The 13290-nt window shown below is 68.2% G+C and carries 10 protein-coding genes; all 10 read right to left on the reverse strand.

Translation table 11 applies throughout. The features are described 5' to 3' along the window. Positions 1–4 precede the first annotated feature (4 nt). Entirely contained in the window at positions 5–1528 is a 1524-nt protein-coding gene (locus G6N30_RS09000; protein ID WP_134051996.1) for a GMC family oxidoreductase, read from the reverse strand. Continuing rightward, positions 1521–3083 carry an APC family permease gene (locus G6N30_RS09005; protein ID WP_134051998.1) on the reverse strand — a complete coding sequence of 521 codons (1563 nt, stop codon included), beginning with the start codon at positions 3081–3083 and terminating at the stop codon, positions 1521–1523. Before G6N30_RS09005 ends, G6N30_RS09000 begins: the two co-directional genes overlap by 8 nt. A gap of 11 nt (positions 3084–3094) precedes the next feature. Continuing rightward, positions 3095–4585 (reverse strand): aldehyde dehydrogenase family protein, encoded by a 1491-nt coding sequence (locus G6N30_RS09010; protein WP_134052000.1) that lies wholly within the window; start codon positions 4583–4585, stop codon positions 3095–3097. Positions 4586–4588: 3 nt separating this feature from the next. Then, complete coding sequence (locus G6N30_RS09015; protein ID WP_134052002.1) at positions 4589–5746, reverse strand: aromatic ring-hydroxylating oxygenase subunit alpha; 1158 nt, start codon at positions 5744–5746, stop codon at positions 4589–4591. After that, positions 5743–6876: an N-methyl-L-tryptophan oxidase gene (solA, locus tag G6N30_RS09020; RefSeq protein WP_134052004.1), complete on the reverse strand. Its 1134-nt coding sequence runs from the start codon at positions 6874–6876 to the stop codon at positions 5743–5745. The genes G6N30_RS09015 and solA overlap by 4 nt, the downstream gene beginning before the upstream one ends. 2 nt (positions 6877–6878) lie before the next feature. Then, a complete protein-coding gene (locus G6N30_RS09025) occupies positions 6879–9305 on the reverse strand; it encodes a GcvT family protein (protein WP_134052006.1) in 2427 nt (808 codons plus the stop codon). 223 nt (positions 9306–9528) lie between these two features. Then, positions 9529–10569, reverse strand: a complete 1041-nt coding sequence (locus G6N30_RS09030) for a ferrochelatase (RefSeq protein ID WP_134052008.1) — start codon at positions 10567–10569, stop codon at positions 9529–9531. A 13-nt stretch (positions 10570–10582) separates the two neighbouring features. Beyond that, the gene (gene inhA / locus G6N30_RS09035; protein WP_134052010.1) at positions 10583–11392 is read right to left on the reverse strand and encodes an NADH-dependent enoyl-ACP reductase InhA; all 810 of its coding nucleotides are present in this window, start codon (positions 11390–11392) and stop codon (positions 10583–10585) included. Positions 11393–11419: 27 nt separating this feature from the next. Beyond that, entirely contained in the window at positions 11420–12184 is a 765-nt protein-coding gene (gene fabG1 / locus G6N30_RS09040; protein WP_134052011.1) for a 3-oxoacyl-ACP reductase FabG1, read from the reverse strand. Positions 12185–12240: 56 nt separating this feature from the next. After that, a complete protein-coding gene (locus G6N30_RS09045) occupies positions 12241–13248 on the reverse strand; it encodes a VWA domain-containing protein (protein WP_134052013.1) in 1008 nt (335 codons plus the stop codon). Between the last annotated feature and the right edge of the window lie 42 nt (positions 13249–13290).

Below are 13290 nucleotides of genomic sequence, written 5' to 3' on the forward strand. Positions count from 1 at the left end.
GAGGTCACGACCTTCGGATCAGGTCAGCACATTTCTCGGCCATCGTCATGACGGTGATGTTCGGGTTGACCGCAGGCAGTTTGGGCATCGCCGACGCGTCGACCACCCGCAGCCGCGACACCCCTTTGACCCGCAGCTGCGGGTCGAGGACCGCCATCGGATCGGTGGTCGCGCCCATCCGCGCGGTGGCCGCCGGGTGGTAGACGGTGTTGTGGCACTGGTGGATGTAGTCGAGCAGTTCGTCGTCGGTCGTGGCGTCGGGGCCCGGCGCGAGTTCTCGCTGCACCCACCCGGCCAGCGGCGCCTGTTCGGCGATCTTGCGGGCCAGCCGCACGCCGGCCAGCATGATCCGTTCGTCGTAGCCGTCGGGGTCGGTGAAGTAGCGGGGGTCGACGCGCGCGCGGTCGCGGAAGTCGCGGCTGCGCAGCCGCACCGTGCCGCGGCTGTGCCCCTGGGTCACGTTGGGTGTCAGGCAGAATCCGTTGTCGGTGGTCGGGTAGCCGCGCCGCAGCGTGTTCATGTCGAACGGCACGCTGCCGTAGTGCATCATCAGGTCGGGCTGGCTGACCCCCTCGTCGATCGTGGTGAACAGCCCGATTTCCCACCACTGCGTGGACGTGGTCACCATCGGCCGGGCGGCCTCCCAGAACACCAGGCCTTCGACGTGGTCGTCGAGGTTGGCGCCGACGCCGGGGCTGTCGACGCGCACGGGGATCCCGATCTCGCGCAGATGCGCGGTGGGCCCGATTCCCGAGAGCAACAACAACTTCGGGGTGTCGATGGCGCCCGCACACAGGATCACCTCGCGGCGCGCCGAGACGGTGTCGTAGCCGGTGAGGTCCGGCCGCTGGTACCGGACCCCGGTGGCGGCGTTGGAGTCGTCGAAGAGGATCTCGGCGATCCAGCAGTCGGTCCGCACCTCGAGGTTGCGCCGGGTCTCGAGGATCGGGTGCAGGAACGCGTGCGAGGTGGAGTTGCGGACGCCGTCGTCGTCGGCGTTGATCTGGAACCAGCCTGCGCCGTTGCGGACCGTCTCACCGCGGTTGAAGGCGACGGTGGGCAGGCCGACCATCGCCGCCGCCTCCAGCACCGCCGCCCCGCACGGATCCTCGGGCGGCACGTCCCGCAGCTGGACCGTCTTGGTCAATCTCTCGGTCAGCGGCAGGATCTCGGCGGCACTCCAGCCGTCGGCGCCCATCGTCACCCACTCGTCGAGCGCCTCGGCGGGCGGCCAGAACGCGATGCACGAGTTGTGCGACGAGCAGCCGCCCAGCACGCGGGCCCGGGCGTGCCGCATGAACGAGTTGCCGCGCTCCTGCGGTTCGATCGGGTAGTCCCAGTCGTACCCGGAGTCGAGCAGATGCATCCAGTCGGCGAGCACCAGGATCTTGTCGTCCCCGACGTCGGTCGGGCCCGCCTCGATCAGGCAGACCGTGACCTCGGGGTCTTCCGACAACCGGGCGGCCAGCACACAACCTGCGGTGCCGCCACCGGCGATGACGTAGTCGTAGGTGCCCGTGTCAGCCATCGAGGCCGACGTCTCTCGTTGTGGCGGCGTGGGATTCGAGGCACCCGATGTGGTTGCGGCCTCTGAGCGCATACCAGAGCAGGCCGGCGCCGAGGATGACGCCGATGTAGACGAACGCGCCCCAGGTGTTGTACCAGGGTTCGCCGTACACGGCGGCGCGAGGCCACGCCAGGTTCAGCGCCATGCCGACACCCCAGACGACGGCGAAGATGTTCACCGGCAGGCCCCAGCGCCCCATGGTGAAGTAGCCGCCCTCCTTGAGGTCCTTCGGCGGCCACTGGCCCTGCAGCCGCTTCTTGAGCAGCGGTCCGGTGACCATCAGGTACGCCAGGTAGATCATGATGATCGCAATCGACGTCAGCACGGTGAAGATCTGCGTGTTGGCGATGTTGAGCACCAGGATGATCACCGCGATGATGCCGATGGTCACCGCGGGCACGATCGGTGTCTGGGTCTTGGGGTTGACCGTCGCGAGCCGCTCGCCGAAGGGCAGCGCGTTGTCCCGCGCCATCGCGAAAGTCAGCCGGATCGCGGCGGTGTGGACGGCCAGGGTGCACACCGTCACCGCGATCACGATGCAGACCAGGAACACCTTGCCCAGCGGGCCCCACATGACCTGCTGGACGATGTACTGCAACCCGCCGGAGCTCTCACCGAGTGCCGGGTCCTGCAGGTTCGGCGCGGCCATCACGGCGAAAACCAGGATGGCGCCGCCGATCACGAACGAGGCGAGGATCGCACGGGCGATGGCCTTGGGTGCGGTGCGCCGCGGTTCGACGGTCTCCTCACCGAGTGAGCTCGCGGTGTCGAAGCCGTACATCACGTAGCCCGACGCCAGCGAGGCGACGAGGAACGCACCGAGGAAGCCCATCGACTCCCCGGCGCCGTACCCGTTGGTGGAGAAGAAGACGTCCGGGCTGTTCTGAATGTTGATGGCGAGCAGGAAGGCGATGAGCACGGCGGCGATCAATTCGATGAACACGCCTGCGCTGTTGATCATCGACATCAGCCGCACACCGAGCGCGTTGACCAGTGTGGTGAACGCGATCAGCACGGTGCCCAGCAGCACCGCGTTCGCGGCGTAGTCGTATTCACCGGTGCCGTCACCGATGATCTGGAATCCGCTCCACAACCGTGGCAGGTTGAGCTGGTAGGCCAGTGCCACCGCCGAGATGGTGACGATCGACGCGGTCAGCATCAGCCAGCCCGACGTCCAGCCCACCAGTCTGCTGGCGAGTTTCTTGCTCCAGTTGTAGACCGATCCGGCGACGGGGTATTTGGCCGCCAGTTCCATGAAGCACAGCGCCACGGCCATCTGCCCGACGAACACGATCGGCCATGACCACAGATATGCCGGGCCGGCGGTGCCGAAGCCGAAGTAGAACAACTGGAACGTGCCGGTCAGGATCGAGATGTAGCTGACGCCCGCGGCGAAGCTGGCGAACTTGCCGATGCTGCGGTCCAACGACTCCCGGTAACCGAAGTCGTCGAGTCCGCTGTCGGCGGAAACGTGTCCCGTCGCTCCGCTCGCGCCGGAAGGCTCCTTGATGACCATGAATGTGTCTCCTAGCCCTTGAACCAGCCGGCGGCCTGCGGTGCTGTGTTGTGCCAGATGTGTTTGATCTCCTGGTATTCGGCGAGGCCTGCCGGGCCGAGCTCACGTCCGTTGCCCGATCTCCCGAACCCGCCCCACTCCGCCGCCGCGGTGTAGTACCCGAAGTCGTTGAGCCACACGGTGCCGTGCCGCAGCGCCCGCACCACCCGCTCGCCCCGCGCGGCGTCGGAGGTCCGAACACCCGCCGCGAGACCGTATTGCGTGTCATTGCCGAGCGCGATCGCCTCGGCCTCGTCGCTGAACCGCTCCACCGTCAAGATGGGACCGAAGGTCTCCTCGGTGACGATTCGCATCGACCGGTCGCACCGGTCGAAGATCGTCGGCAGGTAGTAGCTGCCACCGGCCAGCGCCGGGTCGCTCGGCCGGGTGCCGCCGCAGACCAGCGTCGCCCCCTCCGAGATCCCCAGCGCGACATATGATTCCACCTTGCCGCGGTGCTGCTCGGACACCAGTGGGCCGGTCTCGCTGGCAGGATTCATTCCGTCACCGACCCGGATCTTGCCCGCGCGGGCGGCGAGGTCGGCGACGAAATCGTCGGCGATGGACTCCTCGACGATGAGCCGGGTCCCGGCCGAGCACACCTGGCCTGAATGCAGGAACACCCCGGTCAGCACGTGGTCGACGGCGTTGTCCCAGCCGGCTCCCGTGCCGATGTCGGCGAAGACGATGTGCGGGTTCTTGCCGCCCAGTTCCAGCGCCACCTTGGTGACGTGTTTGGCCGCGACCTCGGCGATGGTGCGCCCGGTCGCCACTCCCCCGGTGAACGAGATGAAGTCGACCTCGGCGTTGTCGGTCAGCGCCGCGCCGAGGGTGGCGCCGCTGCCCTGCAGGAGGTTCACCACACCAGCGGGAACGCCCGCTTCTTCGAGCAGCCGGGTGAAGGCGATGGTGCTCAGCGGGGTGACCTCGCTGGGTTTCATCACCATGGTGCAGCCGGCCGCCAGCGCGGGCGCGACCTTCCACGACATCTGCAGCAGCGGGTAGTTCCACGGTGCGATGAGCACGCACACCCCGATGGGTTCGTGCACGATGCGGCTGATGACGGACGGGTCGCCGACGTCGACGAGCCGGTCGGACTGGACGGCGATCAATCGTGCGTAGTACCGGAACACCGAGGTGATGTCGTCCATGTCGATGCGGCTCTCGGCCAGCGTCTTACCGGTGTCCCGGGTCTCGAGCAGCGACAGTTCTTCCTTGTCGCGCACCAGCAGGTCGGCGATCCGGTCGAGCAGCGCCGCCCGTTCGGCGGCGGGCGTGGCGGGCCAGGCGCCGTCGTCGAAAGCCTGCCGTGCCGCGGCGACAGCGGCGCGCGCGTCGTCCGGGGTGGCTTCGTCGACGGTGGCGGCGACGCTGCCGTCGGCGGGGTTGGTGATCTCGCGAACCCTGCCGTCACCGGCATGACGCCAGGAACCTCCGATGTAGAGGTCCGGTCCACCGTCCATGGGTCAACCCCTTGCGCAGCCGTCCGACATGCCGAGACGGGACACTACCCACTGATGGAACTCCGCGAGGTGATGTTCGGCGGGTACGAGCACACCTCCGTGTCGGTACGCCCGCGACGACATGGCCGGCTGGGTGCGTTCACAGGCCTCGAAGTCCTGTTGGTTGACACGGTGGAACAGCTCGACCGAACGCGTCACGTCGTGTCCGGCGGCCACGATCTCCGGGGCGTAGAGCCAGTCGCACTCGACGACGGTGCGGTCGGCGGCCAGCGGGTACATGCGGTGGAAGATGATGTGGTCGGGGACCAGGTTGACGAACACCGTCGGCCGCACGGTGATCGCGAAGTAGCGCCGGTCCTGTGCGTCGGACAGCCCGGGCAGCGTGCCGAAACCGGGTGAGCCGTCCACGGTGAATCCCGTCACGTCGGAACCGAACTCAGCGCCGTGGCCGACGTAGGACTGGGCGGCCATTCCGCGCGCGAACTCGGGCAGGACGTCGACGAGTTCGGGGTGGATCGACGCGCAGTGATAGCACTCCATGAAGTTCTCGACGATGAGTTTCCAGTTGGCGGCGACGTCGTAGACGATGCGGTGGCCGAGTTGCAGACCCTCGACGCCGTAGCGCTCGATTGCGGCCGCGTCGCCGAGGCGCAACGTCACCTCACCCGCCACGGTCTCCTCGAATGACGGCGGCGCGTCGGCCAGACACACCCAGGCGTAGCCGAGCCACTCGGTGAGCGCAACCGGCACGAGCCCGTACTGGTAGCGGTCGATGGCCGCGCCGGTGTTGTCGGTCAGCGTCGCGATGTTCGGCGCGGCGACGAGCTTGCCGTCCAGTGCGTAGGTCCACGCGTGGTAGGGGCAGCGCAACGTACGTCGCACCTGGCCCTCGGATGCGGTGCACAGTTGCGCGCCGCGGTGCCGGCAGACGTTGAGGAACGCGCGCAGCAGCCCATCGCGCGCCCGCACCACCAGTACGCTCTCGCGGCCGATCTGCACCTTCTTGAACTGTCCCGGCTGGGCGAGGTCGCCGCAGCGGGCAGCACAGATCCACGAGTTCTCGAAGATCTCGGTCTGCTCGGCAGCGAACACCGTGTCGCTGGTGTAGAACTCGCCGCCGAGAGTGGCGAGCAGCGTGGCGGTCTGTTCGGTGGCGGTCATGCGTTCACCAGCCGGCGGGGGTCGAAGAGGTCGATCGGGTGGTCGGTCGCGCCCGTCGTGGCGAGGTCGGCGAGGATCTCCCCCACCACGGGGACGAATTTGAAGCCGTGTCCGGAGAAGCCACACGCGACGGTGACATTGGCGCTGTCGGGGTGGCGGGCGATGACGAAGTGCTGATCGGGGGTGTTGGAGTACATGCACGTCGCGGAGTGCACGCACGGCCCGTCGAGGGCGGGCAGCAGCCGTGCCACCTCGTCGCGCATCTCACCGATCTCCTGCTCGTGGACCTCGCGGTCGATGGTGTCCGGGGTGCAGACGACGCCCTTCCGGAAGAACGCGACCTTCACCCCACCGGCGGGCCCGTCGATCGCCGGGAAACCGTAGATCTGTTCCGCGCGTTCGTTTTCGGCGATGAATATGGGGTGGTCGACGAACGGGCCGACGCCCCCGACCGGGTCGAGCCAGTAGAGCACCTGGCGTTCGACCGTGATCGGGATGCCGAATTCGGCCAGCAGTTGCGGTGCCCATGCCCCGGGGCAGATGACCAACTGGCCCGCGGTGTAGGTGCCGTCGGCGGTCGTGACGCTGACCCCGCCGCCGGTCTCCGCCCATGCGGTGACCTCTTCGCCGAAGCGCAGTGTGGCGCCGGCCCGTTGCGCGAGGTCGAGGTGCGCCTGCACGGTCATCTCGGGGCGGGCGAAGCCGGCCTTGGCCTCGAACAGTGCGATATCGCCGTCGCGGGGCGTGAAGGCGGGGTACCGCGCACGGATCTCGTCGGCGTCGAACACCTCGTGCGGCAGATCCCACTGCCTGCTGGCGAGCAGACTGCCGGCCACCGTGAGGCAGTCCGGTGGCCCGATGAACAGCCCGCCGGTCATCCGGTACACCTCGCGCGCCGACTCGGTCGCGAGCCGGTCCCACAGTTCGTAGGCGCGCAGCAGCAACGGAACGTAGGCGGGGTCTTCGAAGTAGGACTGCCTGATGATGCGGGATCCGCCATGGCTAGAACCCTTGTCGTGGGCGGGAGTGAACTTCTCGAGGCCGAGCACCCGCTGGCCCCGGGCCGCAAGATGGTATGCGGCGGCGCTGCCCATGCCGCCGAGGCCGATCACGATGACGTCGTATGGCATGGCTATCTCCGGATTCGCAGCATGTCGGGGTCGACGACCGGTTCGCTGTGGACGGCGGCGGTGTACCGGGTGCCTCGGTAGTCGACGCTGACAAGGTCCCCGCTGCGCACGTCCGCGGGCAACCAGGCGTAGGCGATGGTGCGTCCGACCGTCGGCGAGAAGCCGGCGCTGGTCACGTATCCGGCGCAGCCGCCGGCGACGTAGACCGGCTCCTTGCCCAGCACCACGGCGCTGCGATCGTCGAACACGATGCTGTGCAACGTCGTTCGGGGCGGGGGTGACTGTTCGAGTGCGGCCCTGCCGACGAAGTCGGCCTTGTCCATCCGGACCGCGAAGTCCAGGCCCGCCGCCGCAGGCCGGTGCTCGGTGGTCATATCGGTCCCCCAGCTGCGGTATCCCTTTTCGATGCGGAGGCTGTTGAAGGCCACCCGGCCGGCGGCGATGACGCCGTGCTCGCGACCCGCCTCGAACAGCAGATCCCACAGGGCGCCACCGTATTCGGCGCTCGCGTAGATCTCCCAGCCGAGCTCGCCGACGTAGGACACCCGCATCATGGTGACCGGGACGGCGCCCAGGTAGGTCCGCAGGGCGCGGAAGTAGCGGAACGCGCTGTGGGACAGATCGTCCCGGCACAGTGGCTGCACCATGTCGCGGGCCAGCGGTCCCCAGACGCCGACGCAGCAGGTGCCGCCGGTGATGTCACGCAGCACGACGTCGTCGGGTCGGTGGCGTCCGAGCCAGTCGAAGTCGCGCGGTGAGTTGGCGCCCACCTGGAAGGTGTCCGGGCCCAGCCGGGCGACCGTGAGATCGCTGCGGATACCGCCTGATTCGTCGAGCATCAGGGTGTAGGTGACCGACCCGACGCTCTTGTCGACGTTGTTGGTGGTCATCCGCTGCAGGAATGCCGCGGCGCCGGCCCCGGACACCTCGTAGCGGGTCAGCGGCGTCATGTCGTACATCGCGACCCGCTCACGAGTCGCCCGGGCTTCGGCGACGGCGATCGGCGACCAGAAGCGGGCCGACCATTCGTCTCGCTGCGGGATGTCGAGGTCCGCGGTGAGTGCGGCGTTCGCCTCGAACCAGGCGGGCCGCTCCCAGCCGCCGCCTTCGTAGAAGTGGGCGCCCAGTTCGCGGTGTCGCTGGTGGAACGGGCTGGTCCGCAGGCCGCGCAGGGCGGTGCGGAACTGGTACGGGTGGATGACGTCGTAGACCTCGACGAAGGCCTGTGAGCTGGTCTTCAGAATGAAGTCGGGGCTGCGGGCCACGTCCTCGAAGCGGTACAGGTCGCATTCGCTGACGTCCACCGACGGTGTGCCGTCGAGGATCCATTCGGCGGTGGCCTTCGCGACTCCCGCCGAGTGCGTGACCCACACGGCCTCGGCCACCCAGAATCCGGCGAGGTCGCGGTGCTCACCCATGATCGAGAACCCGTCCGGGGTGAACGAGAAGATGCCGTTGAACGCCTCTTCGACCTTCGAGTCGTCCAGCACGGGAATGAGTTTCGTCGCCTCCCGCCATGCCGGAGCGAAGTCGTCGTCGGTGAACGGCAACATCGAGGGCATCGATTCGCCCGCGGTGTCGACCATCAGCGTGGACATGTCGACCGGCATGGGCCGGTGGCAGTAGGAGCCGATGCCGATGCGGTCGACGTGTTCGCGGAAGTAGAGGTCGGCGTCTTGGTGGCGCAGGATCGGGAGTCCGGCCTCGGCGTGTTCGGTGTTGCGGCCGACGAGCGGCGCGATCTGTCCCGTCTTCGCGTACTGGTGGGCCATCGGCACGAGCGGCAGCACCAGGTCGACCTGCTTGGCGAGTTCGGCGCCCCAGAAGCCGGCCGCGCACACCACCACGTCGGCGTCGAGTACGCCGTCCGAGGTACGCACCCCGGTCACCCGGCCCGCCTTATCGACGATTCCGAGCACCTCGGTGTGCGGCCGGAACACCGCGCCCCGCCCCGTCGCCCGGTCGGCCTGGGCCTCGGCCGCACGCACCGCCTTGGCCAAACCATCTGTGGGAGTGTGGAATCCGCCGTAGATGCGATCGCGGTCGACCAGTGGGTGCAGGGCGGCGCACTCCTCGGCCGACAGCAGCCGTCCTTCGATCCCCCACGCCTGCGCCCATCCGGCCTTGCGGTGCAGATCGGCCCAGCGTTCGGGTGTCGCGGCGACCTCCAGCCCGCCCACCCGGTTGAACGCCCAGCCGCCGGGGTGTTCGAGCGCGCAGAATTTCTCGACGGTGTAGCGGGCGAATGCGGTCATGGTCTTCGACGGGTTCGTCTGGAAGACCAGGCCGGGCGCGTGCGAGGTCGATCCGCCGGTCGCGAACAGCGGGCCGCGGTCGAGCACCGTGACGTCGGTGGCGCCGCGCGCCGTCAACTCGTCGGCCAGTGAGGTGCCGACGATGCCTGCGCCGATCACGACGATTTTGGGCATGGGTGGACCGCTTCCACTCGAGAAGGAGTGTCGTTGCGAATTACGCAACGCAATGTTCTATACGCAACACCGATCATTCACCTGCGCAGCGGCGGGCGCAAGACGAACACGCTGAGAGTTTCGGATCCGGCGAGTGTGCCGTACCGGCGTCAAGTGTGAACTCAGGGCGAGATCTGCGCGGAAAAAGTCGCCGTGGTCACGCAGTCGCGCCCGGAAGGTCCGGTCAGCCGCTGATGCGCGCGACGCACCGCGGGGAATCGGCGCAGGTGGTGCCGTTCACGCTGTACCCGCACCCCGGGGTGGGATCGTCGCCCACGACGCGCGCGGCCTCCCGGCCGTCACGCAGTTCGTCGACCAGATCGAGCGCCAACCGCGCATAGCGCCGGTCGGCGTTGGGAGTACTGGCCCGGGCCATCGCGATGCCGAGGTCGGCGGCCTGTTCGCGCACCTCGCTGTCGAGGTCCCACACCACCTCGATGTGGTCGGCGACGAAGCCGATCGGACAGATGACGACCGCCCGGGTGCCGCGTTCGGCCAGCGCCGCCATGTGGTCGCCGATGTCGGGTTCGAGCCAGGGGATCCGCGGCGGGCCCGACCGCGACTGCCACACCTGGTCGAATTCGGCGTAGCCGGCCGCCGCGGCCACCAGCCGGGTCGCGTAGGCGACCTGCCGGCTGTAGAGGTGCGGGCCGTGCCGCTCGTCGGCGGCGACCGGGATGGAGTGCGCGGTGAACACCAATCGGGCCTCGTCCCGCAGCTCGGCCGGAAGTGACTGCGTCGCATCGCCGATCGCCTCGGCGAACATCTCCACCAGCAGCGGGTGGTCGAAGTAGTGGCGCATCTTCACCAGTTCCGGGGCGCCGTCACCGGCGGCCGCCCTGCCCCTGGCGATGTCCTCGTTGTACTGGGTGCAGCTGGAATACCCGCCCCAGGCCGAGGTCGCGAAGACCGCCGCGCGGCGTACACCGTCGTTCCGCATGGCGGTGACGGCGTCCTCGACGTACGGCGCCCAGTTGCGGTTGCCGAAGTACACCGGAAGTGTCTGGCCGCGGTCGGCGAGTTCGGCCTCGATCTCGGCGATCAGCGCCCGGTTGATGCCGTTGATCGGGGAGACGCCGTCGAAATGCAGGTAGTGTTCGGCGACGCTCTCCAGCCGTTCCCGCGGAATCCCCCGGCCCCGGGTGACGTTCTCGAGGAACGGCATCACCTCATCGGGGCCCTCGGGTCCGCCGAAGGACAGCAGCAGTAGCGCATCAAACTGCACGGCAGTCCACTAACTACAGCAGCTGGGTGCTGGCGCCGCCGTCGGCGTACACGATCGTCCCGGTGGTGGCGGGCAGCCAGTCGGACAGCAGCGCGCAGACCGTCTTGGCGACCGGCGTCGGATCCTTCATGTTCCAGCCGAGCGGCGCCCGCTGATCCCAGCCCTCTTCGAGCAGCTGCATCTGCGCGCCGGCCTCGTCGCCGAGCGCACCACCGACGATGGCACTCATCGCCAGCGTCCGGATCGGGCCCGCGGCAACGAGATTCGACCGCACACCGACCTTTCCGGCCTCACGGGCGACGAAGCGGTTGACCGATTCGAGTGCGCTCTTGGCGACCGTCATCCAGTTGTAGGCCGGCATCGCCCGGGTCGGGTCGAAGTCCATACCGACGATTCCGCCGCCGGGGTTCATGATCGGCAGCACGGCCTTGGCCAGCGAGGCGTACGAGTACGCCGAGATGTGGATGCCCTTCGCGACGTCCTCGTAGGGGGCGTCGAAGAACGGGTTGATGCCCATCCCGGTCTGCGGCATGAAGCCGATCGAGTGCACCACGCCGTCGAGCTTGTTGCCCTCGCCGATCACCTCGGTGACCCGGTCGGCCAGCGTGTCGAGATGCTCGTCGTTCTGCACGTCGAGTTCGAGCAGCGGCGGCTTGGCCGGCAGCCGGTCGAGGATGCGCTCGATCAGCCGCATCCGGTTGAAGCCCGTGCACACGATCTCCGCACCCGCCTCCTGGGCGACCTTGGCGATGTAGAACGCGATCGACGAGTCGGTGATGATCCCCGTGACGAGGATGCGCTTGCCTTCGAGAAGCCCTGCCATGTCTTGGTTCCTGTTCTCTCGAGTTCTCTAGTGGCCCATGCCCATGCCGCCGTCGACCGGGATGACCGCACCGGCGATGTAGTGCGCATCCTCGGACGCCAGGAAGCTCACCGCCCCGGCGACCTCCTCGGCGGTGCCGACCCGCTTGGCCGGGATGAAGTCCAACGCCCCGGCCTGGATCCGCTCGTCCAGCGCCCGAGTCATCTCGGTGTCGATGTAGCCGGGGGCCACGACGTTCGCGGTGACGTTCGCCTTCGCCAACTCGCGCGAGATCGAGCGGGCCATGCCGATCAGACCGGCTTTGGCGGCCGCGTAGTTCGCCTGGTTGCCGATTCCCCACATACCCGACACCGAACCGATGAAGATGATCCGGCCGAAGCGCTTGCGCTGCATGCTGCGCGAGGCCCGTTGGGTCACCCGGAACGCGCCGGTGAGGTTGGCGTTGATGACCTCTTCGAACCGTTCCTCGGTCATCCGCATGAGGAATGCGTCCTTGGAGATGCCCGCGTTGGACACCAGCACCTCGACCGGACCCTGGTGCTCCTCGACCTCTTTGAAGGCGCGGTCGACGGCGTCGTTGTCGGTGACGTCACACTCGACGCCGAACAGCCCCTCGGGGGCCCCGGAGCCGCGATGGGTGACGGCGACCTTGTGACCGTCGGCCGCCAGGCGCTGCGCGATGGCCAGGCCGATTCCGCGGTTACCGCCCGTGACCAGCACGGATCGGGAGACGAAAGGCGGCCTGCCGCCCGCGGACTGGCTTTCCGTATCGGCTACTGCGCTGTCGGTCATGTCCGCCAACTTAACGTCTGGCCCATCCTGGGCCGAAATCGACTCGGGCTCCCGCGTCATCCCGGCAGGCGCCGGTTGAGCAGCATCGCGGCCAGCGCCGAGAGCGCCAGCACCAGTGCGCCCAGCCGCAGCCAGCCCACGCTGGCGTCGCCCTTGATGGTCTCGTAGCCGATCTGCTGCTGCAGGTTGGCGTACACCTCGCGCAGCTGCTCCAGGCTCGACGCGGTGAACGCCTCACCCTCGGACAGGTCGGCGATCTTCTTGAGCATCTGGTCGTCCACGGGGACCGGCTGACGCTGCTCGTTGATCTCCACGTAGCCGTACGGCGTGCCGAACGAGATGGTCGAGATCGGCACGCCCTGGTCCTTGGCGGTCCGCGCTGCGGTGAACGCGCCCTTCGGGTTGTCCGGATTGGACGGCACGGTCTCCTTGCCGTCGGAGAACAGCACGATGCGTGCGGGGGGCGGCTCGTCCCCGCCGCCGATCACCGCGCCCACGGTGGCGATGGCCTGCAGCGCGGTGAAGATGCCCTCGCCGGTGGCGGTCCGGTCGGCCAGCTGCAGCTTGTCGATCGCGTTCTTGGTGGCCTCGCGATTGGTGGTGGGCGAGACCAGCACCGTGGCGGTACCGGCGTAGGCGATCAGGCCGAGGTTGATGCCGGGCGTCAGCTCGTCGGCGAATTGTTTCGAGGCCTCCTGAGCGGCGGCCAGCCGGCTCGGCGACACGTCGGTGGCACGCATCGACTGCGACACGTCGATCACCAGCATCACCACCGCGCGGTTACGCGGGATGCGCACGTCGCGGGTCGGCCCCGCCATCGCGACGGTGAGCAGGAGCAGCGAGGCGACGAGCAGGATCGCCGGGACGTGGCGCCAGCGGTTCGGCCGGTTCGGCGCGACGCTCTCCAGCAGCTCCATGTTGGCGAAGCGCAGGATCCGGCGCTGCCGGGCCATCGCGACGATGACGTAGAGCCCGACGATGCCCAGCACGACGAGCAGGAACAGAAAGAACCACGGATGTTCGAAGCCCGAGAGTGACATCGGGCCGAGCAACGGTAATGTCATGTGCGGCTTGTCAATTCGTTTCTATGTCGAGTTAGCTGCGGC

Source organism: Mycolicibacterium litorale (genome assembly GCF_010731695.1).
GTDB classification, from domain to species: Bacteria; Actinomycetota; Actinomycetes; order Mycobacteriales; family Mycobacteriaceae; genus Mycobacterium; species Mycobacterium litorale.